Here is a 21,803-nt window from a genome sequence, read left to right on the forward strand (position 1 = left end):
CAGAGTGCAAGCAATTAAAGCATTAACTCAATTTATTGTTTTTAACCCAAAGGGCATAATATACTAAACTCTTATTGAGAAGACCAAGCGGAAGTCCTGATGACAAAAATGCCTCCAGTCTCGTGGCTGCGCACCTTTGATGCGGCGGCCCGCAACAGCAGTTTCGCTGCTGCGTCGGATGAATTGGGTCTGACGCCTGCTGCTGTCAGCCAACAGATCAAGGCTTTGGAACAGCACCTTAAAACGCCCCTGTTCATCCGGCAGCCGCGCGGCGTCGTGCTCACGGATGCAGGGCATGCCTATGCTCAACCGGTCGCCAAATCCTTTTCGGATTTGCAGGCCGCAACCAGCGGTTTGTTTGATATTGACCGCAAGCGGATCATACGGGTGCATTGTTCGATCAGTTACGCCGCATTGGTCCTCGCTCCTCGCTTGTCCGAGTTTCATCGCAATAACCCCGATCTGGAAATCCACATTACCACCGCAGTGTGGACCGATCAGGCCACATCCGACAGCCATGATCTTGAGATCCGCTTTGGACACGGCGACTGGCAGGAACAGAATATCTGCCATTTGGGCAACCGCTATGCCCATGTGGTCTGCCACCCGGAGTTCGCGGCGTCTTTCGGTGCGGATCTCAGCTTTGAGACACTGGCCAAACATGCGGTTTTGATTATTGGGTCCGAACCGGATTGGTCGCTCATGGCCGAGCAATACGGACTGGAACTACCACCGGTCATAAATGGGCCCAAAGCGGATTCAACACTGATTGCGCTTCAGATCCTTGCAGGTGGCAGCGGGGCCGCCATTGTGGCCGAAAGCTTTTCTCGAGGAAGCATCGACCAAGGTACGTTGATTTCGCCGTTGGACTTTAGGTTGCTGTTACCGCGCGGTTTCTTTTTAGTTGCGCGCGACAATGCGCTCCAAAAGAAAGAGGTCCGCAGAGTTCATGAGTGGCTGCAAGAGCATGATCGTCTACCACCAAGATGAACATTCGCGGAAATTTCAAAGCGCTCTACGTGCTTTTGAGGAACCACGAAACGGCATCGCACCAACCCTAGATCTTAGCGAGCGAAGCCGCTGATCTGCGGCATGTATGTAGGCGAAAACGGCGCAAGCACTTCCTTCAGATCCTCGCCTGCCGGCCCATACACAGTGACGGAAGTGATCGAGAAGGTCTGCAAAAACTCCTCTGCGAAGTTGGCACCAAAATTCTCCATATGCGCCATCGCTGCAGCGTTGTCGGCGTAGCGTTCAGAAATGTGCACCTGATCCCCGGAGCCCATGTAGTCGTAGATTAACGCACCCGGTTCGTTCTCCTGCGTTGCTGCAACCATCCGATCCAGAAGCGGCTTCACAGCATCGGCCTGGCCAGCATTAATTGTCATTGTAACGTGCCAATGCACGTCATCCGCACTTTGGTCTTCGGCCATTGCTGCTCCTGCGGCAACGGTTGCTACGGCGACAATAGTAAAAAATTTCATAGCAAGATCCTTAATTGTTGATCTAGCAAGCTTGGTTCATAAACCTAGACAATTCAACTTTTGCAGTTCGAGCTATTGGGCACCCAGCGCTCGCGGAGCTGTCGGCCGCTACAGCTCAACCCAATATGCCATGAGGAAGACACGGGAAGACGAAAACAGACTGCAGCGGCCTTTAGCAGTGTCATACTGCTAGCTCACAGGACATTGGGTAGAACAGTAAGTATTTGTAAACAAGTTGGTACAGGACACCAGTAGATAACGTGTTCGTGTGCGAAGATGCCAGCCGCGCCGACGCGTGGGGCTCAAGTCCGACCTAGAGAGCAAAGCTCCTCCCCCACGGCGCGTCTAACAAAAATGGCCTGCTCTGCGGACAAACCGGCCGACCTAGGATTCCATCTTATCCGACTGCCTCCCCGAGTAATCCACACGAAGGAACTCTCGCATTGTCAAACCTGCCACCGTTTTGAATTGCGTCGGACGTGGTTCACCTTCATCCGCAGCGATGAAGCGGAAAGTCTTGTCCGTCAGCTCGTAGATTGCGGGAAGTGCCTTGCCTGCATCTTCACCGATTGAATCCACCCATGTGATCGCTTTCGGTGTCGCTGTCGCATCCAGCTCAAAAGCGCCTTTGAGCAACAGTGTGTTATCAGGTGTAACGACCCTAAATTCATTGCCCTCAATAATGCACACCGCACCCGGTGCTGTGTGCTCGTCATTTGGTGGCTCGATGACACCGTCTGCCTCAAGATAGGTCTGTGACCACACCCCTTGGAGTTTATCAAAGTCAGCTTGGCTAATCGGATTCATGGAAGCTCCAGCGGGAAATTTACTACTCAGAAATGGGTTAGCACATTGCTGGCCGAATGTCGTTGATGGGCTCGCACCACACACTGCGCAACAACATGAGCGCTTGCAATTCTGCATCTGAGTTGAAGCCTAAAACGGTTGAGGAACCGTATATCTAATTCAGTAAGAAATTACCGAAAGAAAGTTGAATTGAGATGCGGAACTGGAATACGGGCGACCACGCGACAGACATGAACTTGCAAGCGCTTGAAAGAATGCGCCATTGCACGCAACACACCGACGCTAAAAGCGTAGTAGACCTGGTTATCACTTTGATTAATGTAAGTGAAATGATGCCTGAGCGTGTGAGGCAACATTTCAATTTCCCAAATCTATACAGTGGTTCCAGTGCCTACCATTGGTGCGCTGAACGGCGAGCCAGTTTTCTGAGGCAAGTGTCCGAAGCAATCACAGATGGTTTGGCCCGTGCGGAAGCTGATAGCAGTTTGACGAAAGGCGGCGGTGCTGACCTTAGCGATCGACCACAAAGCCTGGGCGAAGTAATCTTGAAGGCTTTAAAGGCCTATTCTAACACGAGATCAAAAGCTAACCTGGACAATCTCAAGATGGCTGTTGAAAGCACGCACCTGAGGCCCTGGGTGCACAGATTGGAAATGTTATCCAAGCGCTCTTATCCTATCGGAGACGAGACGCCCGAAGCGGCTTTTATGAACGATGTCATAATGCTTGAAATCGAGGCTTCCCGAATGCACTTCATCAAGGCTTGACGGTCGTTGATGCAGTGTCTCTTGGCTAACCCTCTCGGCACGGGCTTTCGCTGCAACTGGCACGAATGCCTATTTTGCGTACAAAGCCGCCGTTTGCGTTCTGGGCCAGAGGACGGTTGTCTCAATTACTCCTTGTGTTATCGATCCGTTGATGTGACGTTTTACGCATGAAATTCGCGGTGTTAGCTGACATTCATGGGAATTCGGATGCCTTGGAATCGGTCCTTGAAGACATGTCGAAACTTGAGGTTCAGACTGCTGTAAACCTCGGCGACTTTTTCAGCGGCCCTCTTAACTCGGCAAAAACCGCCGACTTACTTATGGAGCACGATTTTGTTTCGGTTAGAGGTAATCACGATCGCAACCTGATTGAACAAAATCGGTCAGAGATGGGGCCTTCCGACCAAGTTGCATTTGATCAGCTATCATCCAAACACTTAGCCTGGATAGGTAGTCTGCCGCCAACGCGCATCGTATTTGATGATGTTTTCATGTGTCATGGAACGCCGGCTAGCGATTCAACTTACTGGCTTGAGCATGTCCAAAAAGATGGGACAGTTCGAGCCTCTACTTTGAACGAGGTCAGGCAGTACGCGAACGGTATCACCCAGAAGCTTATTTTATGTGCTCACACTCATATTCCAAGATGTGTTCGGTTGCCGGATGGTCGCACAATACTAAATCCGGGCAGTGTTGGCTGCCCGGCTTACGACGATAAGGCGCCTGTCTACCATTATATGCAAACCGGATCACCAAACGCATCGTATGCTATAGTTGAAAAGTTGAATGATGAATGGGCCGCCACTTTCCGGTCCGTTCCTTACCCGGCACAGCAAGCCAGCGTATGCGCTAAAAGAAATCAGCGTGAAGATTGGGCGAGGGCTTTGGCGACGGGATGGTTCGAAAAATAGCCGACGGGTAGACGTTAGAGAATGGGGGTTTGATCCTCTTTCTTCTTTCAATACGGCAGTTCATCCGCTTTTAGCATCACAAAACAAGGGCTCGAACCAGACATTGATTAGTTGTCCCACGTCGGGAGACGTACGATCAGTATATGGCCGAAAATTCTGAAAAAGGGTGTCTTTAATACTAAAAGATTCTTCGGTCGATCAATGTGGATAGCATGAACAGGGGCAGGCAAACGCTGGGATGCAATCGATGGACAAGGAGCGTCAGTGGTGTTCGCACGATACCCGCGTTTAACTTTCCAATGAAAAGAGTTTTATTGCGGCCAATCCAAGATACGCCAAGAGCCTTAAACTAATTGTGCTCTCCGTTTAGGGGAACTGTTCTTTGAGTTGATCATCTGCCTCCCCGAGCGCAAACAACATGTCGGAAAAGGCTTGGATGTGCTGTCGACCAACTAAGTTCGAGGCGCCTTCCGCAATATCTTCTACAGTCAAGTCAGTCGCCACCCAAACAGCAACGACCAAGTTAAAATGATGCGCCATCAACTTTGGAACATCTTCCTCCGAAAGCGAGAAAAAACCTTCTGCCAAAACTCAACTCCCTGTCATGAACTCTTTAATTTCGTTTGAAGGCCCTCGAATGTATCAACGGGGCCTGCCACCTCTTGCTCCCGGTGATCCCTATCAACCCATGTTTGAGTGGATTGTTCCTCAACGCCAATCCTGGCCGCGAAAAAACCTGGCGCAGCAGGGGTTGGCACCACATAAACCCTCTTGTTGCTCAAATAAGTCGCTATGTACGATGGAGCCAACACGACCAGGGCCATCAAGTTGGCTGCTCTAGATTGAGTAAGACACAATAATTTTCTCCTATCCGTTATCATCTGTTTGATCGACCTTCGTGTCAGAGCGCTTTGTTTTATCCATGCTGTTTGTGAAGGATCGGCTGGCCTACGCAACATTAACACGATAGCAGCGCTTTGCTGCAACCATAGCGTGCACAGCTTCGTATTGTATACTGTAGCACCCCTCTCAAACGGGAATTATATGGTTGAGAATGAATAGCCTTGGCACTTTTTTAATCGTTTTCAGCTAAAGAAAGACTTTGTGTAGATGGGAGAACGAGCAAACAAGGGCGTTGTTGGTGATCGCATTAGAGCGTTGATCATCTTCATAGCTGTAATTTGGGTGATACAGGTCATCAACTGGCTGGTGGACTACCGTTTGAACGTGGCTTTCGGCCTGATCCCACGGCAAATAGGCGGAATTGATGGGCTGATCGGAATGCCAGTTTTGCATGCGAGCTTCTCTCACATCATATCGAATACGCCACCACTTGTGTTGATGGGCACATTGCTTGCTTTGACTGCAACGCGCGCGTTGCTATTGGTGAATGCTGTTATTGTTGCCTTGGGCGGCGCGCTTGTCTGGGTATTTGGCAGTAACGCGATCCATATCGGTGCGTCTGGTCTTGTATTTGGATGGTTCGGATTCCTTGTTGCGCGCGGTGTAGTCGACAGGTCACCAGTAACACTGGGGGCCGCACTGTTGGTGGCGCTCGTCTATGGATCAATCATTTGGGGCGTTTTGCCCGGCCAACCCGGCGTTTCGTGGGAGGCACATCTGTTTGGAGCCTTGGCTGGGGTCGTAGCGGCACTTTTAATCCGCACCCATGTGCACTTACCGCGTATTGTTTGACGTCCAACAACAGCTTTAGAAATCTTTCGACTTTGACCGTTTTCAGCATCTCAAACATGGCAGTGTGTCAAAAGACACCTCGACCCCAAGGCATGGGCGAGACAATTCCCATCACAACGGGCTATAATCTCTTACTACGAGAGGAAATAGGTTTCCGGGGAGCAATCAATTGCCATGGTCGTATCTAATTCTTGTGTCATAGACTTGAAACAGCATGTTTTTGGGGTCTGGCCACCTCCGTCTATCAAAATAGATTGGGCTGATTTCAGCGGTAGAAACATCCCGGGCACGATCATCATCACAAGACAACGCTACTGGAATTAGAACTCCTGTCATTTCGTTCTGCCACTTAAAGTCAGTCTGAAGCTCACAGCCGGTCAGGAACCCGTTCGTGAAATAGACAGTTCCAAAGTAGATGCTGCCAATGCGGCCTTCCTTCGACTCTGTCAGCAAACCACCTCGCGTCTCAACGATGCCGGGGGCAGTTTCAGGTGGCAGATTAGTAAACGAATCTTCTTCATCACTTGGCCAGAGAACCTTGAGGCACAGGAACAGCAACGCAGCGGTTGCGAAACCAGTCGTGAATATTTTTGTCATATCACCTCACGGTTTTTCGGCTCGCATGTGCCATACCCCTCATCGCTGTAATGGAATGACGAGAAAGCTAGTGCCCGGAGCGGTTTGCGGACCAAGCCAAACTCTGTCGCTAAAAAGCAGCTTATTTTCTTTTGTTTGAAACTCTTCTTTTTTCATGCTGAATACATTCTCAAGTCTATTGCTGCGAGCGGCACATTTTGTGAACATGTGGTAGTTTTTTATCATCACAATCAACGACTTAACTGAAAAACAGCTGAAAATCTGTTTCGTCTGACAATTGCATTGGGGTCGTTGCGTCCATCACTCGTCTACACCTGTGGTGGAGCGCGGCCTGCCACGCAAACGCAAGCCGATTCCTGCGCTGGAAAACGTGTCGGTGGTTAAACCGTTCTTGGCCAGCCTAATAGCATAAAGGTATGCGTCTTCTCGTATGCTAGGCAAACCATTGATCGAGGTGCTCTGCCCATCCTGTGTCGCAATAATGACTGTTATATTTTTCTCAGTATGCCCGGCTATGAAAGCAAGGTAGGTTTCACCTGGCTGAGTATCTTGTAGACCATTCATGTTGCGCACCCAGTAGCAACCATAAGTGCCACGGTTGAGCTCATCAAACACGAGTTGAAATTCATTGATGGGCACTATCGGGCTAATTGGACTATGCCATTCACCCTTCAAGTTGTAGCTTGCGTCAGGGCAATCATCGAGTGCCCAAGCGCTTGTTCCATTTCCAATCAGCACCAACAAAAAAACGGGTAGAGTACCCTTTTCAATTGATGTGAGCTTTGAAAACATACTTCTTGAGCCAATACTTCCCATGTTTTTCAGCCAGTTGTGATTTATTGGCAGTTCTGTTGTGAGGTAACGCGGATATTTGTGTTGAACTGGGCTGTAAAGCTCGGCGTCTCGCTCACTGGAATGCAGGAGCTCCCGCTTTTTGCTCAAAGGCTCCCAGTAAAGTCACCTAAGCCAAGGCGCTAGCCTTGTGGGCAGATTGCGAACAGGGCTGGCGGCTATGAAGTACTTGTCCCGGTCTACTGCGAAATCACTCGCGAATAGATGGAGGGACGTCTCACAGAAAGGCTGCACTAGCAGTGGTCCACCTGCCTGTCCCTCGACGATACATTCCAATGGTCTTCTTAGTTTAGGTTTAAGCGCTCAGATTGTGTATCCTAGGTAAAAGCCCGGCCATCCGAGACCGGGCTTTTGAGCGGCAAGTGTTTTCAGTTTTTTATCACGCCTTGCGAAGACCATTTAGGAATTACGCTAGTGGATGCTGCATCAGTCTCAATGCCCGGCCAATTGCCTTGCGCTAAGTTGATATTTCCAGGAACGTCTTCTTCCCAAAAACCGACAACGACATCAGTGATATTCAGATACAGCTTATCATCTACGATGCGCCACAGATTTGGATTTGCAGGAACCTTGCCCCCTTTGGCTACTCCATAAGAGCAATGACCGTCGTATTGTGGCGCGTAGTAGGCAGGGTTCGCAACAAATGCAGCACGGTTTTCTTCAGTGGCGAATGCCCAGGTGGCACCGTTATACTCTGCTGTTATATCTGCGCGGCCTCTTGAGGGCTCGGGCTGGGACGCGCCTACAGGAGCTTGATCTAAGCTGCGGTATGAAACCACGTCATATCCGGACACTGCGAAGCCTGTTCCGTCTACATATTGATCACCGGCAAAAGCAGGCGTTACAAAAGCCGCTGCGGCGATAGTCGTTGCTAAACGTTTCATTTTGTTTCCTTTTTTTCGGATCTAGATAACTGATCTTGGGCCTTCGCAGGAACTAGAAGACCTTTAGCTTCAAAGCGGCGATCACGTCTCTTCGACTTCAGGTGAGCCTGTGGCCGTACAGCGATCATTGGCTCAACGACAACACCTCCGTCTCGCTGAGTGGGATGGGCCTGCGGAAACTCTGCGCCGGAACGGGTATGGGTTGGGAGGGGCTGTGATGGTGACGGGGTGACTCGGTCGCAGGGCGGAATGGGAAACGCTGAAACTTTTTGAGGCAATGGGTCGTTTCCTGTTTTGGAAGAACTCTTTTGGTGACCGGGCAGGTGGATTGAGATGGTTGTGAAAGTTGTAGATCGCGCATCTGGCGCGGAGCTGGATGTTGTTCAGTCCGGAGGTGTCGTCGAGCTGTCCGGGCCGTCTGATGTCCAGCTGGGGCTCAATGTCGGTTCGGTCGAGAGCCTTGTGCGCAACGGTGATGACCTTGTTGTCACTTCCAGCGGTGGAGGCACAACTGTCCTTGGTGGGTTCTTCGGGGGCGGTGAAACCGGTCAGGGCAGCCGGATCTTTGTGAGTGGAATGACTGAGGTGACCAGCACGGTGCGCCGGGGCGACGACATGATCGTGCGCCTTGAGAATGGCGACACGCTGGTGATTGAGAACTACTACAATAAGAACACCAATACAGGCGAGGCTCCGGTGGCGGATGATGAAGCTCTGTTGGCCGGTGTCGGTGCACCAGTTCCACCCTGGTTGCTGCTTGCAGGAGGCGTGGCCGGGGTAACGGCGGTTGCGGTCGCGGCTTCTGGAGGTGGCTCCACTGGCGGGGGCGACGACACGCCGCCCCCGCTTCCGCGCATTGAACAGGCAAGCGGATCCTTGATCACCGGCACGGCGGAGCCTGGCTCCACGATTGAGGTGGATGTTAATGGGGACGGTGTGGCTGACTTCACCGCAGCGGCAGATCCGGTCACCGGGGAGTTCAGCGTTGTGATCGATCCCGAGCTTCAGAATGGTGACATGCCCACGGTGCGGGCGCGGGATGAGGCGGGCAACGTCAGTGAAGAAGTCCCGGTCACAGTGGATGTGTTTGACCAGGTTGTGATCAACCCGACAAATGGCACGGAGATCACCGGCACCGCAGAGCCCGGCGCCACGATCTTGATTGACGTTGAGAACGGCGATCAGATTATTACGATGGCGGATCCAGTCACCGGGGAGTTCCGTGTTGAGCCCATGCCTGCTCTTGATAATGGCGTCTCCTTCACTGCGACCGCGTCGGATGCTGCAGGCAACGTCCGTGTGAGTGAGACGATCACTGTGGATGCCACACCACCTCTGAATCCAACCATTACCCAAGCGAATGCCAACGAGATCGTTGGCACGGCGGAGGCTGGCTCCACGGTTGAGATTGACCTTAATCAGGACGGGACGATCGACTTAACCGCGACGGCAAATGCGGACGGAGAATTCAGAGCTGTTGCCGACGCCGACATGCCTCTCGGCGATGCTCAGCAATTCAGCGCGACCGCGAAAGACGCTGCAGGGAACGTCAGTGGGGAAGTGACGGAAGCTGTGGATGGGATCGCCCCGACGATGACGATCTTGGGCAATGGGGGAGGCACCGGGGATATCACGTTCCGCTTCAGCGAAGAGATTGATGCCTCTACGTTCACGGTCGAGGACATCAACGTCGAGAACGGGGAGATCGTCGCGGGCTCGTTTGCGCAGGATACCGACGACCCCACAGTCTTTACGATGCGCGTCGATTCTGACTTTGGCCCAGGCCTTCCTCACACCAATGTCGCCGTCTCCGTCGCACAAAACTCCTTCACTGATCTGGAGGGCAACGCTGGACGCGAAGGAAAGAACGAAACCACGTTGGACAATCTGTTCAGTAGCGGCAACACCCCCCCACCGGACATCCTCCCAGGTTGGGACACCTCGCAGGCGGCAAGTGCTGTAGGTATGTTTTTTGCCAATTTTACTTTCAACGAGGACATTAGCGGCTGGGACACCGGGAACATCACGGATATGAGCAACATGTTCCTTTTCGCAGGCGCGTTTAATCAGGACATCCGGAGTTGGGATACAAGCAATGTGACGAGCATGGTCAACATGTTTGATGGCGCAGAAGTGTTCGATCAAGACCTTGGGGCTTGGGATATCAGTAGCGTGACGGACATGGACAATTTTTTTGGGGGCAGCCTTAGCCCCCCGGGCATTTCCGTCGCGAACATGGACAGCACATTGAGGGGTTGGGCCAAGCTGGACAGAACCACTGGCGAAACAGCAATCCAGGATAGTGTGTTTTTGGATACTTCCAACTTCTCTGATATGACCGCAGCACAGTACCTGGTCGATACGTATCAATGGGTTATAAATACCGATGGTGTCCGCAACTTTGGCGTCGACCGTTTCGTTGGCGCGACGGCCGGAGACGCCGTGAACGGCGATACGCTGACCGTCGGCGACACAGATCCCACGATCGTCCATGGCCTGGGTGGAGATGACACTATCACTGGCGACGACAGAGACAACTTCCTGGTCGGGGGTGCTGGGGATGACAGGCTCACTGGCAGGGGCGGCAGCGATACATTCGACTACGGCTTCGAAAACGCAGGCAACGATATCATCACCGACTTCAATACAGCAGAGGGTGACATCATCGACATCAGTGATCTGCTGATCGGTTTTGGTACTGACAGCACCGATATCTCAAGCGATATCTCGGACTTTGTCACAGCTGAAGATGGTGGTGCCGGTAACACGATCCTGACCATCGATCATGATGGCACAGGCATGCTGGACCGGGAGGTCACAATCGACTTGCAAGGGGTGATTCACACCGATGGCCTGCTGGATACCCTTATGGCTACCGGTAACCTTGTAGCCATGTGAGGTGAGGGGCGGGTTTTTGGTGCGTGAAGGATAGCAGAGCGATGTTGGTTTGATTGGGAAAGGTGGAAGCGCCCTGCCCCACTCATGACCCTCTAATGACAAAACTTTTCAACTCCTTTTTAAAGTCGAAACCTGCGGCTGCTGAGCGACCTATTGAGCCGATTGGACGTGGTCGATAGTTGTGTCTACCCGTTCCCAGGGCTGAATGGCGCCATGGATTGAATGCTTTCCATGCCTTCAGTCTTGCGCGCGAGCGATAACTGAAATTCCATCCATCTCAAATTCGAACACAGGTGAGACCGCGAAATTCACAGATACCGCGTAGTCAAAATAGTTGCGCCGTAGCCATTCATCGATTGTGAAAGCATGCACCTTTTGTGTGAGCTGAGACTTCACACTGAGATTTAGCTTTATAGAGCCCTCAAGCTGCATGTTATCTTGCATTTAGCTATAGTGTATTACTTGGCTTTTGATGCGGAGGTGCTGTTTTGTTCATCGAAACCGGTGGTCGTCGTTTTGCTACTGGAACCAATTTATCGTGGGCTGAACATCCACCCAGCAGTGTTTAGAGCCTTTGACATGTCTGACAACGAGTTAGTGGGCACCTGACATATTCGGAATACTATGCATTTGTCAGTACGTAGTTCATTAGTATCCGCACTCACTCCTTCTTTTGGTGGATTTCATTCCCGAAAGAGTCTCCCCCGGCACCACAGCGCTGACAGCGATGAAAGGGAGTGCCCGCACCCCATCGAGCGCGCCACCTGTGGCCAAAAATTCGACAAATAAGTCTTTTCAAAACTGGTACCTTGCCTGTCAAACCCTCAGCAAGAGGTTGTAATGGAACCCACAATGATTAAACAATCCGTCGATTTCGCTTACTGATACACAGATACGCCTCACGACTGCTCAGTCCAGTTTTCGTTCTAAAGACGAGGGGCAGGTCTTTCGATTTTCGCGCATTCACCAGGTCTTTGACTTAACAACAACTTTTTCTCGACCTCTGTACTTCTAGAAGAAACTGCAAACCGACGGAAAAATATCCACTCTTGCTTTTGAGAGCTGTCAAATTCAGAAGATCAGCTGTTGAGTATCACCCCCAACGCGGGCGCTCCTGTAATGCGCAAAGATGCAGATATTACAACGAAAAGCATGATCATTGGCGCGCGTTGCGAGAACTGGAAGGAAAGTCGAAGTCCATTGAAAGCCTGACTAAGCCTCTCTCTGCACAAGCAAATCCCTCCGAGCTCAATAATGGTATCCCGCTAGGCGGAATAGTTCGTCAGAAAACTTCACCTTGAATGAGTTTGGGGTGGTTAGGCTACGCCGGTCACAAGGTGGTTATCACGCCAAACGGCATTGGAAACGCCGAAACTTTTTTGCGCGATTTGTCGTTTTGTTTCACGGAAAACTTTAGGGATCTGCACTGCGCCATGAGCGGATTTTTAACAACCGAACAAGGTGAAATGGGATGATCGCTAAATCTGTTGATCGCGCGATTGGTGCGGCCAAAAAAACGGGATCTTTAGCTACAGCAATTGACCGAACTGATGGAACTCAGATCACCGGCACGGCAAACCCCGGTTCCACGATTGAAGTTGATATTGACGGGGACGGTAAGCCGAATTTCGTCGCTGCGGCGGATCCGAATACAGGGGCTTGGCGCATTACTCCCAACCCCGCTCTTGTGGATGGCCAAGTTTTCAAGGTGACAGCAACCGACGCGGACGGGAACACCAGTCTGGGAACGACGGCAGTAGTGGAAGAACTGACGATGCGCATCAACCACACCGTCACTTAAGCGAGCCTGACGCTTCCCAGTGCTTTTCAGACAAGCACATGTAGAGCTTCACAGCGAACTAACAGCAATCAAATTTTGGCTGAGTTCAAACAATCGAATTCTTTGAGGGGAAAAATGAGCGACATCCGTTCCGAGTTTTACAAAAACCTGCCGCTGCTGCATGACTTCACTCAGCTGGCACACCCTACAAGTTTTACTCCGGTACCAGATGATTGGGTGCTTGGAGTAGCAGATATCATCGACTCGACGGGTGAGATCTCGCGTGGGCGCTACAAAACCGTGAACATGGTAGGGGCGGCAGTTATCTCGGCCATGATCAACGAGATGACGGGCGAACTGTTCCCTTACGTGTTTGGCGGTGATGGTGCAGGCTTTGCAATTCCGCCCTCTGCAACGGAAAGAGCACACAGCGCGCTGGCAGACCTGCGGCGGTGGTCGGAAGAGGAATTTTCGATGCCCCTTCGCGTTGCGCTTGTACCCGTGACTGATCTCCGTAAGGCAGGCAAAGACCTGCGTGTGGCACGCTTTGCTCCTTCGACTGGTGTGGACTACGCGATGTTTAACGGAGGAGGTTTAGCCTGGGCAGAAACTCAGATGAAGGCAGGGCATTACTTGGTTCCCCCCGCCGATCCAGGTGCACAACCTGACCTGACTGGACTGTCCTGCCGCTGGTCCAACAGCCCGGCCCGACACGGCCAAATTGTATCTCTAGTAGTGCAACCCACGACAAGCGCGACCGAGATTGACTTTGCCAATCTGGCTCAATCTGTTTTGGCTGCTTCAGAACGCTTGGAACGTGCAGGGCATCCAGTGCCCGAATTGGGCCCCCCGATGGCCTGGCCATCGCCCGGTATTTCTCTTGATACGCATGTCTCGCGTGCTGGCCAGCGCTTTTTTCTACACAAGCTTAAGCTTCTGGGTCAAAACCTTCTGATCGCACTACTGTTCCTGACAAAAAAACGCTTAGGCAATTTCGACCCCGAGCACTACAGAGTCATGGTTAGCAAGAACGCAGATTTCCGAAAATTCGATGACGGTTTGAAAATGACGCTGGACTGCGATCCCGCAACGCTGTCGCAAATTAAATCCATGTTGGAGGAAGCACATCGGATGGGCAAGGTTCGATATGGGCTACATGCGCAGGATGAGGCGATGATGACCTGCTTTGTCCCCTCAGCGACGCGCGACGATCACGTTCACTTCGTTGATGGTGCCGCTGGCGGTTATGCGCAAGCAGCCGCGACCCTCCGAGGTTGAAACGCTGGCGGCTTTTCAACGTTCTGAAATGGCCAAGGCGATTGTAAGAACTTGCCCCTTCTATTCCCTTAAGTCGGAAGTGGTTTTGGATCAGAAAGTAATCTGCTCCTGGACCGCTCCGGTTTGGTTGATGGTAGCAAGAAGGATATCTATACAAGCGAGGTTTTCACTACCCATATTCGAAACCTCAACAGGTTCCTAGTTTATGGATGATGAAAAGTGAAAACGGTAAAAAAACTCCGAGTTAGCGCTTCAATCAGCCCCGGATGAACGAGGGAAATGCATGGCGTTTCACCAGATCAAACACTTTGCTCCAAAGCGTTGGCCTTATCAACGCTCTTGGCGAAACAAAGAGACAACAAGAAAACATTTTAGTCCCAAGGTCACGATCACTGACAGAACTCACAACAAATATACTAGAGGAGAATGCCAGGCCTAATTTTGAATATCTGGTAGAGGCACTTTGCGGCCTGGCATCCCGACACCAGATTTATCGCTTTACGTATAAAGCCTTCAGTTAACTTGTCTTGCATTGGGACGAGCTGCAGCAGGCGTACTCTTGGGAGCCACCACGTTTTTATCCTTTTGACGCTCTCGCAAATAGACAAACAGCCCGGACCCTAAGATCAATACAATACCAATCGCAACAGGCAGGTTTGGGAGCTCTCCCCATATGACCCATCCCCAGAGAATTGCCATTGGCAGACCGACATATTCGAAAGGTGCCACTGTGGCGGCATCTGCCAAACGGTAGGCTTGGCCGAGGCAATACATAGTGATTGCAGAATTGAACCCGAGCCCAACAAACAACCAGCGATCTGCGCCTTCTGGCCAAACCCAAGCCCGCAACAGAAAAATCATGCTTTCGTTTTCAATGCCATTTGCGAAGCGCCCGTCCCCAGCCACAGACCAGAACAAAAAACTAACGACGATAAAGCACGTCTGGAGGTAAACAGCCATCGCGGAGGCTTTGGACTTTGCGCCAAGGAACCGGGTGAGCACATTAGTAAGGGCATAGGTGAAAGCCGCAACAATCGGAAGGACATACATCAACAGACTAACGTCACGATCCGTGCTGACTGCCCATGGGCGTGTCATAATCACCACTCCCACAAATCCCAATACGACCGCACCAATCCGCATGGGACCAACTTTCTCACCAAGCAGTGGGATACTAAGCAAGGTAATCATCAAAGGAGCCACAAAGAATACAGCAGTGGCTTCTGCCAAAGGCATTACTGCCAAAGCAGTAAAGAATGTCAGATTGGCAACGACGAGTAGTGCACCGCGCAGAAGGTGCAGGCCCGGCTGGTCAGTTTTCAGAATACGCCAACCACCTTCCATGCGCATATGGGCCAAGCCAAACGCGATACCGATCAGTGATCTCGTAAACACCATTTGATGCAAAGGATAACCACCCGACAGAAATTTGATCAGCATATCATTGATAGAAATCGTCAATATTCCGACCAAGATGAAAGCAATACCGGCTGTCGGGTTTTGCAATTGTTGTTTCGCTGCCATGGGGTGTCCTTTCGGGTGGCAGCTAACACGGAGCACTTTGCAGGTCACCCCTATCTCAGTACACAAACTCGTTTGCAAATCAGCTAATCCCGTTGTCGACTTTAGTCGACTAGTATTTGTTTTTATTGCATTTTCTAAAACCTATCGGCGGTATTTCGTGTCAAATAGAAGGAGTGTTGAGCTTCGGGTAGGGGCGACACACGATACTGTGAAAACCTAAGACAAAAGCCCTATGTCGGTCCTCTGCCCTGACCAAAGTTTACTGCTACCCAATTATAACGTGTGATTTTCGCGAGTTGGTTACAGTGGTGTCTGAGCCCGGTAACAACATGTTGCATGGGCTAGCGGTCGCGCTCGCTTGCGGGCTCCGGTAAGACAGATTTGATGCAATGGTCGGTGGATGTACGTATAACCCTGGCTCCCCACGAAGCCGGTGCAGTCAAAACTCAAGAGTGATACGAAGGAAAACCATGCTGGCAAAATACTGGGATATCGGCCTAATAGTTTTGTTAATGGGCGGGGGAGGCTTACTGCATCTCTTCAGGCCTGAAATTTTCTTCGGCTTTATTTTCCCACCATTCCCACCCAAAGCGACTGTTATTATTTCGGGTGTTTTGGAAATCGGCATCGCCATTCTCGTCTTGATCCCGTCGACGCGCTCGTTTGGCGGCCTTCTTTTTGCTCTTCTATGCGTTGGCTACATGCCATTGCATATCTGGGATCTGCTCCGCGATGACCCAGTAATATCACCCCTGTCCCTGGCAGTTGCCCGTGTCTTCTTACAAGTCTTCTTTATTTGGGTGGGGTGGACGCTTTGGATACAGCCACGTTTCTGAACCTCATTTCAAAAAAGCGGATATTGGCAAAACCTGCAGTATTGTTGTGTAAAGACGAATGGCTGTTTCTGGTCACGGTCCAAAAAAATCACAGTCTCCAGTGAAATGATCGCTTGCCCCTGTGCATTGGGATGGCAGGATCTACGCTTTGTGTTTTATTGACTTAGGTCTGAATATGAGGCTTGTGCTACTAGTGTAGGGCAATAGCCAAGCCGTAATCCACAAGTGATAGAATAGATCAGCGCCCTCAATTCTTGAAACTCTGTGCAATGCATTGGAGGTAAACCTCCTAGCTTTGCCAATGGCTAGCCTGCTTGTGTCCCAGGCTTTAACAGTTTTCGGCGAGCGCACCGGTCTTGCTTTCTTCGACGGTAGGCGGGACCTTCCGGAAGACACGTACGGTACAATCAGCCGTATCCTCATTTACGTGGCCTTATTCGAAGTCACTGCGATCCTTAGGCCGGTACTAAGTACTCTCTTAAAACTTGGCGCATCATCCATTTCGAATGCCAGTTCGGCTTGTGGGGATCCAAACCTGAAACACTTGGCTCTACATACAATCTGGCCTGAATGTTGTACGGGGACTCCAAATTCCCGGTTGCCAGAACGTTCGTCGCAGTTTGCTCGCGCTAAGGATATCCACAATAAGGGACACTGACATTCCTTCACCACCGAACTCGTTCAGACGGAGTACCCTCGACCGAGGCCGAGCGTTGGCTGAGTCCTTTCTAGTCCTTCTGATAAGAGAGGGCCTTAGCTCATGTCGCCTGTCCGAAGACCAACGTCGGTTTTTTTGTGGCTACAAACCCTGGATCAAGAGTTGGTAGTATTGTACCGCTGACACCAGATTCTCGATCGAGATGCGCTCATCGGCGGCATGAAGCAGACCTACATCTTCTGATGTGGCGACGAAGGGCAAGAACCGATAAGAGTTATCCGTAAGCACGGCGTAGTGTGAAGAATCTGTACCGCCAACCGTCAGGCCAGGCACGACAACGATATCTCCAAAAACCTGTCTTGCAGTGTCCGCCAAATGCGCAAATTTGTCATCATGGCGTTCAGCCACAGGACTCGCTTCACGCACGGTCATAACTTCAACTTTGAAGTTCGTATCTGGCAAATGGGTTTTAATGTGCTCCACAACCGTCTCTGCTGAATCGCGAGGATGTAGTCGGAAATTCACAACCACACTTGCTGCCTGAGGAAGTACATTTTCCGTTTCCGATCCTTGCAACATTGTCGGCGCCGTCGTTGTGCGCATCAAGGCGTTGGTGGTGTTCGTGCCTGATAACACTCCTTCCAGAACGGGGTCGAACAACCACCGATTAGCAAAGAGCAACCTTTCAACAAAACCCATGTGCGGGGCGAGCGTATCGAACATATCTTCCGTCAACCCATCAAGCCCGCCAGGGACTTGGTTTACCTGCAAGGCTGATATCACTTCGGCCAATCTAGTGATCGCATTGTCGTTCTGAGGCATCGAGCTATGCCCCCCATCGGCCAATGCTGTGATCCGTACCGTCACATAACCTTTTTCGGCGAGATTGATCATGGCGATGTCACTACTGACTCCGCTGATCATGTCCCGAAGTACGAAAGACCCTTCGTCCAACGTCCAGTCAATCTCAACGCCCTCGCTTAGAAAATGCTGGGCAACCGCAGCCGCTCCGCCTTGGCCACCAATTTCTTCGTCCTGAGTGAGTGCGATGTAGATATCGTTTTGCGGTTGAAATCCGGATGCTGCCAGTTGATCCACTGCGCGCAACATAGTGACCACGCCGCTTTTCATGTCCAAAGCGCCGCGGCCCCAAACATACCCTTCTGCAATCTCACCAGCCCAGGGGTCCCGTGACCATTCGCCTTCGATTGGCACTACATCGTAGTGCCCGCTCATCAGGATTGCACCGGAACCTGGGTTACTGCCTGCCCAACGGTAAATGGGGGTGAATCCACTCACCAACTCGCGGTCCATCGCGGATGTTGCATGCGGGAAAGCTGTGTCCACCCAATTCAGGAAATCCTGAAAATCGTCAGGCCTGTTCGGCGCGTCAAGAGGATGCGAGATTGTTTGAAATTGAATTGCCTGACTCATCAGCTCGGAGACAGCAACCGCGTCAACCTCAGGAAGTGTAACTTTGGAAACGGCAGATCCTTCGGGGGACAGACGCATAGCATTTACCAGGAGAACGGCAACCAAAATACCAAGCGCCAACCCAACCCATTTTATAGTCCTAAGCATGTGACCTCACCATTTTTTGCAGACCCTAGCTTGCATAGTTTGAGATAGAAACGGTTACGCTAGGTCAGCGCAGCATACCTTCAGGCGGAGCTTCTAAATGACTCTATCAGAGGAAATAAATTCAAAAATTACAATTATTTAGCACAAACCCAAAGCTTGAGCCACCGATTGCCAGTGGATGTCATAGGACAAGCTTCACACAAAGGTGCTTTGGCAGCCTGGATACGGCTCAAACCGGAATTCGAGCTTGTAACTCATCGCGGCAATGCAACGTTCCAAACGCAAGCATCTAGTTAAAGCCAACAATCCGGGCCCAAGTGCGGCCTGTTCAAACGGGCGGCCGAAGCAGCCCGAGAAAGACCTCATTTTGACTGAGACATATGCGCCCGTTACTCGGCCTGTCGCTCAATCATCAAGCACGGATACTGTGCCAGCGGCTGAGCAGCGGCGTCGAACGCAACAAGATCTTCTGGCGAAAGGATAACGGAGGAAGCCCAGGTGCATTGTCAGCGGCTTCGTCCTTCAGCCCCCCTGCCCTTCCAACTTTAGCCAATAGCGTGTGTACCGGAGCTCACCCGTTCTGGTCAAAGCGCCTTTCTTTACCAGATCCTGTAAATCTCGTGTCGCGGTGGCGCGCGACGTTCCCGTGATTGAGATGTGGTTCGCGGCACTGAGCCGCGCTTTGAAACCACCCAGGCCAGCTTTGAACAAATGGGCGATTACCTTTTTTGGCGGGCGTTAAACTGATCACGATGCTGGTTGTAGAAGTGCGTCTTGGCAACAAAGAAGCCGACCTGCTCAAGCGTCACCTGCTGTGCTTTAAGGACTGTTTCGGCAAACCAAACAAGCCATTGCGTGACGTCCTGTGTTTTTTGGAGGCCTTCTAGTTGATCGTAGTAGGCCTTACGCACTCGCTCAATCGTGAACGCAAGCGCTATAAGGCTCGGCTGCCCTATAATCTGTGCCAGGGATTTTTCAGCCAGCGCCCTACTCAACTGTCCATTGCCATCTTCAAAGGGGTGAATGCTCTCGAAATACAGATGGCTCAACCCGGCCCATACCCGACATTGATCGACCTAGTTGACGCTGCAGTGCAGCTTCTCCGAAGCAGACATTGACCACCATCTGCAGCACTCAAATTCGCGAATGACCTACACGCGGACATTGCCGTCACTCGATTTTCCACCATCGCTGACGCAGCATCCGTTCGCAATCGCGGCACGCCCTGCACTACGATACAGCGCGTTTCGCCGAAGCAGTTGTTCGAAGGCGTCGACTTGACCTAGACAAAAGCTGCACTTTCGCCGCAACTCTATTCACCAGTTTTGCCTCTGCGACCGAAGAACTTCCCCGGTCACAGAGGTGAGACTACCTATTCGGTTCTACTCAGAGACCAATTTCCCGGGCAGCGAGTTGACCGTCATCGTGTCATCTGGTCGGAAATGGATCACGGACCGAATGGATTCACCTGCCTTTAAGAGGTCAAATGCGGTGTTGATCTGGTTATGGTTCATGTGATGCGTGATGTAGGGATCAACGTCGAAGTCGCCGCGCAGCCATTCGTCCACCATCCCCGGAAGTTCGCTCCGGCCCTTGACACCACCGAAGGCTGTGCCACGCCAGACTCGGCCAGTGACCAGTTGGAAGGGCCGGGTCGCAATTTCCTGCCCGGCACCGGCAACACCGATCACCGTGCATTCACCCCAGCCTTTGTGGCAAGATTCGAGGGCGGCCCGCATCAGGTCTACGTTGCCGACTGCCTCGAACGTGTAGTCGAGCCCGCCACTGGTCATCTCCACCAGCACATCCTGGATCGGAGCGTCATAATCCCTCGGGTTGATGCACTCGGTCGCGCCGAGAGCTTTTGCCAGCAGGAACTTGGACGGGTTGACGTCGATGCCAATGATCTTTGAGGCGCCGCTCATGACCGCACCCTGAATGACCGCCATGCCAACGGCGCCCAGACCAAACACGGCAACGGTAGAGCCCGCTTCGATCTTGGCGGTGTTGCGTACGGCACCCATCCCTGTCGGAACGGCACAGCCCATGACTGAGGCCTTGGACAGAGGTGCATCCTTTGAGATTTTGGCCACTGAGATTTCAGGCAACACAGTATATTCGCTAAATGTGCTGGTGCCCATATAGTGCAGGATCTGTTTGCCTTTGTAGGAAAAGCGCGACGTCCCGTCTGGCATAACACCCGCGCCTTGGGTCTTGCGGATGGTCTGGCAGAGATTGGTCTTGCCCGACTTGATATAGGGGCAATTCGGGTCTTCGGGGATATAGAGCGGGATCACGTGATCTCCCGGCTTGACCGAGGTGACACCCTTGCCGACCTCTTCCACCACGCCGCAGCCCTCATGGCCAAGAACGCAAGGAAAGAGTCCCTCTGGGTCTTCGCCCGAGAGTGTAAAGACATCGGTATGACAGAGGCTGGTCGTGACGATCCGTACAAGGACCTCACCATCCTTGGGACCTTCAAGGTCAATCTCTTCGATTTCAAGGGGGCGGTTTGGCTCCCATGCAATGGCGGCACGTGTCTTCATTTTAGGTCTCCCTTTTGACTAAGCGTTAGTGCATGAAATGTCTGTTTGGTTTTTCTGAAGGGTTCTCGACCGGATCGAGTACGAGGACGAGCCGTGCCTCTCCGGTTCCCTCGATCGGAGGTGAACGATGCAAAAGGCCTGAAATAGGTGTCTCGGGCCAGCGAGTGCCGCGCAGAATGATCGGAGACCCCGTTGGAACCGTCGAGACATGGCATGGATCATTGCCATCCGTTGAAATGCCGTATTGCGTGCCGGTGCCACGATAGGTGCAGACCAGTCTGGCGGTCACCGCGTCGATATGGAATTTGCGGCACGCATTGTTGTTGGTAACGTCGAGGCGCAGCCGCAAATAGTCCACACGCATCACATCGGCAAAGATGGCGGCAAGGGCCGAAACATCGTCGATAAGCAGGTCTCGCCCCGACCCTTCCAAGAGGCCGCTTGCGTGGGTGATGTTCAAAAGTGCATCGCATACAAGTTCCGGTCGCAGAATGATCCGGGCACTCGGCAGATGCTCAGGGCCAAGACTGTCGATCCAGGATTGAAACCGAGGCAATGGGCGGCGTTCCCAGATCACTGCGGCGCATCCAGATTGCCGGATTGCAGACAGACCGTCGGGCGAATCGGCGTTGACGATGCCAGTGTCACTGGCGTCCAAAGCACCTTGAGCGAATGCCATGATGTGTCTCCTTTCCGCTTCGACGA

18 protein-coding genes and 1 pseudogene are annotated in these 21,803 nt (G+C 51.9%); 8 read left to right on the top strand and 11 right to left on the bottom strand.

The features are described from left to right. Nucleotides 1-99 precede the first annotated feature (99 nt). A complete protein-coding gene (locus ACXAGD_RS22895; protein WP_475214437.1) occupies nt 100-990 on the top strand; it encodes a LysR family transcriptional regulator in 891 nt (296 codons plus the stop codon). Between the two features lie 74 nt (nt 991-1,064). Here ACXAGD_RS22895 and ACXAGD_RS22900 read toward each other — a convergent pair whose 3' ends face one another. Together ACXAGD_RS22900 and ACXAGD_RS22905 are read right to left on the bottom strand one after the other, a co-directional pair. Beyond that, the gene (locus ACXAGD_RS22900; protein ID WP_475214438.1) at nt 1,065-1,484 is read right to left on the bottom strand and encodes a putative quinol monooxygenase; all 420 of its coding nucleotides are present in this window, start codon (nt 1,482-1,484) and stop codon (nt 1,065-1,067) included. Nucleotides 1,485-1,868: 384 nt separating this feature from the next. Further along, complete coding sequence (locus tag ACXAGD_RS22905) at nt 1,869-2,291, bottom strand: TIGR03067 domain-containing protein (protein ID WP_475214440.1); 423 nt, start codon at nt 2,289-2,291, stop codon at nt 1,869-1,871. A 230-nt stretch (nt 2,292-2,521) separates the two neighbouring features. Here ACXAGD_RS22905 and ACXAGD_RS22910 point away from each other — a divergent pair, with 230 nt between their 5' ends. Together ACXAGD_RS22910 and ACXAGD_RS22915 are read left to right on the top strand one after the other, a co-directional pair. After that, a complete protein-coding gene (locus tag ACXAGD_RS22910) occupies nt 2,522-3,058 on the top strand; it encodes a hypothetical protein (protein WP_475214442.1) in 537 nt (178 codons plus the stop codon). 167 nt (nt 3,059-3,225) lie between these two features. Continuing rightward, nucleotides 3,226-3,969 carry a metallophosphoesterase family protein gene (locus tag ACXAGD_RS22915; protein ID WP_475214444.1) on the top strand — a complete coding sequence of 248 codons (744 nt, stop codon included), beginning with the start codon at nt 3,226-3,228 and terminating at the stop codon, nt 3,967-3,969. 366 nt (nt 3,970-4,335) lie between these two features. Here ACXAGD_RS22915 and ACXAGD_RS22920 read toward each other — a convergent pair whose 3' ends face one another. After that, nucleotides 4,336-4,557 carry a hypothetical protein gene (locus ACXAGD_RS22920; RefSeq protein ID WP_475214446.1) on the bottom strand — a complete coding sequence of 74 codons (222 nt, stop codon included), beginning with the start codon at nt 4,555-4,557 and terminating at the stop codon, nt 4,336-4,338. 522 nt (nt 4,558-5,079) lie between these two features. On the opposite strand from ACXAGD_RS22920, the gene ACXAGD_RS22925 reads away from it, so the two are divergent. Continuing rightward, nucleotides 5,080-5,664, top strand: a complete 585-nt coding sequence (locus ACXAGD_RS22925) for a rhomboid family intramembrane serine protease (RefSeq protein WP_475214448.1) — start codon at nt 5,080-5,082, stop codon at nt 5,662-5,664. A 165-nt stretch (nt 5,665-5,829) separates the two neighbouring features. Here ACXAGD_RS22925 and ACXAGD_RS22930 read toward each other — a convergent pair whose 3' ends face one another. The 3 genes from ACXAGD_RS22930 to ACXAGD_RS22940 all read right to left on the bottom strand — a co-directional run bounded on the left by ACXAGD_RS22930 (nt 5,830) and on the right by ACXAGD_RS22940 (nt 7,997). Continuing rightward, on the bottom strand, nt 5,830-6,261 hold the full coding sequence (locus ACXAGD_RS22930) for a hypothetical protein (RefSeq protein WP_475214450.1): 432 nt from the start codon (nt 6,259-6,261) through the stop codon (nt 5,830-5,832). A gap of 300 nt (nt 6,262-6,561) precedes the next feature. Beyond that, entirely contained in the window at nt 6,562-7,203 is a 642-nt protein-coding gene (locus ACXAGD_RS22935; RefSeq protein WP_475214452.1) for a hypothetical protein, read from the bottom strand. A 278-nt stretch (nt 7,204-7,481) separates the two neighbouring features. Beyond that, entirely contained in the window at nt 7,482-7,997 is a 516-nt protein-coding gene (locus ACXAGD_RS22940) for a YHS domain-containing (seleno)protein (RefSeq protein WP_475214454.1), read from the bottom strand. A gap of 333 nt (nt 7,998-8,330) precedes the next feature. Between ACXAGD_RS22940 and ACXAGD_RS22945 the strand changes: the two genes are divergently transcribed. The 3 genes from ACXAGD_RS22945 to ACXAGD_RS22955 all read left to right on the top strand — a co-directional run bounded on the left by ACXAGD_RS22945 (nt 8,331) and on the right by ACXAGD_RS22955 (nt 13,953). Then, nucleotides 8,331-10,895, top strand: a complete 2,565-nt coding sequence (locus ACXAGD_RS22945; protein WP_475214456.1) for an Ig-like domain-containing protein — start codon at nt 8,331-8,333, stop codon at nt 10,893-10,895. A 1,471-nt stretch (nt 10,896-12,366) separates the two neighbouring features. Continuing rightward, nucleotides 12,367-12,696: an Ig-like domain-containing protein gene (locus ACXAGD_RS22950; protein WP_475214458.1), complete on the top strand. Its 330-nt coding sequence runs from the start codon at nt 12,367-12,369 to the stop codon at nt 12,694-12,696. A 114-nt stretch (nt 12,697-12,810) separates the two neighbouring features. After that, nucleotides 12,811-13,953: a DUF3095 domain-containing protein gene (locus ACXAGD_RS22955; RefSeq protein ID WP_475214460.1), complete on the top strand. Its 1,143-nt coding sequence runs from the start codon at nt 12,811-12,813 to the stop codon at nt 13,951-13,953. A gap of 513 nt (nt 13,954-14,466) precedes the next feature. Here ACXAGD_RS22955 and ACXAGD_RS22960 read toward each other — a convergent pair. Continuing rightward, nucleotides 14,467-15,477, bottom strand: coding sequence for a DMT family transporter (locus ACXAGD_RS22960; RefSeq protein ID WP_475214462.1), 1,011 nt, complete (start codon nt 15,475-15,477; stop codon nt 14,467-14,469). A gap of 470 nt (nt 15,478-15,947) precedes the next feature. Between ACXAGD_RS22960 and ACXAGD_RS22965 the strand changes: the two genes are divergently transcribed. After that, complete coding sequence (locus tag ACXAGD_RS22965; protein WP_475214464.1) at nt 15,948-16,313, top strand: hypothetical protein; 366 nt, start codon at nt 15,948-15,950, stop codon at nt 16,311-16,313. Nucleotides 16,314-17,112: 799 nt separating this feature from the next. On the opposite strand, the gene ACXAGD_RS22970 is transcribed toward ACXAGD_RS22965, so the two are convergent. The 4 genes and pseudogenes from ACXAGD_RS22970 to ACXAGD_RS22985 form a co-directional block, all read right to left on the bottom strand. Further along, nucleotides 17,113-18,525, bottom strand: a complete 1,413-nt coding sequence (locus ACXAGD_RS22970) for a M20/M25/M40 family metallo-hydrolase (protein WP_475214466.1) — start codon at nt 18,523-18,525, stop codon at nt 17,113-17,115. Between the two features lie 549 nt (nt 18,526-19,074). Continuing rightward, nucleotides 19,075-19,607 (bottom strand): annotated as a pseudogene (locus tag ACXAGD_RS22975) (Fic family protein); the annotation flags it as partial. Nucleotides 19,608-19,934: 327 nt separating this feature from the next. After that, the gene (locus ACXAGD_RS22980; protein ID WP_475214468.1) at nt 19,935-21,098 is read right to left on the bottom strand and encodes an S-(hydroxymethyl)glutathione dehydrogenase/class III alcohol dehydrogenase; all 1,164 of its coding nucleotides are present in this window, start codon (nt 21,096-21,098) and stop codon (nt 19,935-19,937) included. A gap of 25 nt (nt 21,099-21,123) precedes the next feature. After that, nucleotides 21,124-21,777: a DUF1826 domain-containing protein gene (locus ACXAGD_RS22985; protein ID WP_475214470.1), complete on the bottom strand. Its 654-nt coding sequence runs from the start codon at nt 21,775-21,777 to the stop codon at nt 21,124-21,126. Nucleotides 21,778-21,803 lie beyond the last annotated feature (26 nt).

Source organism: Ruegeria sp. ABF4_144 (genome assembly GCF_056160045.1).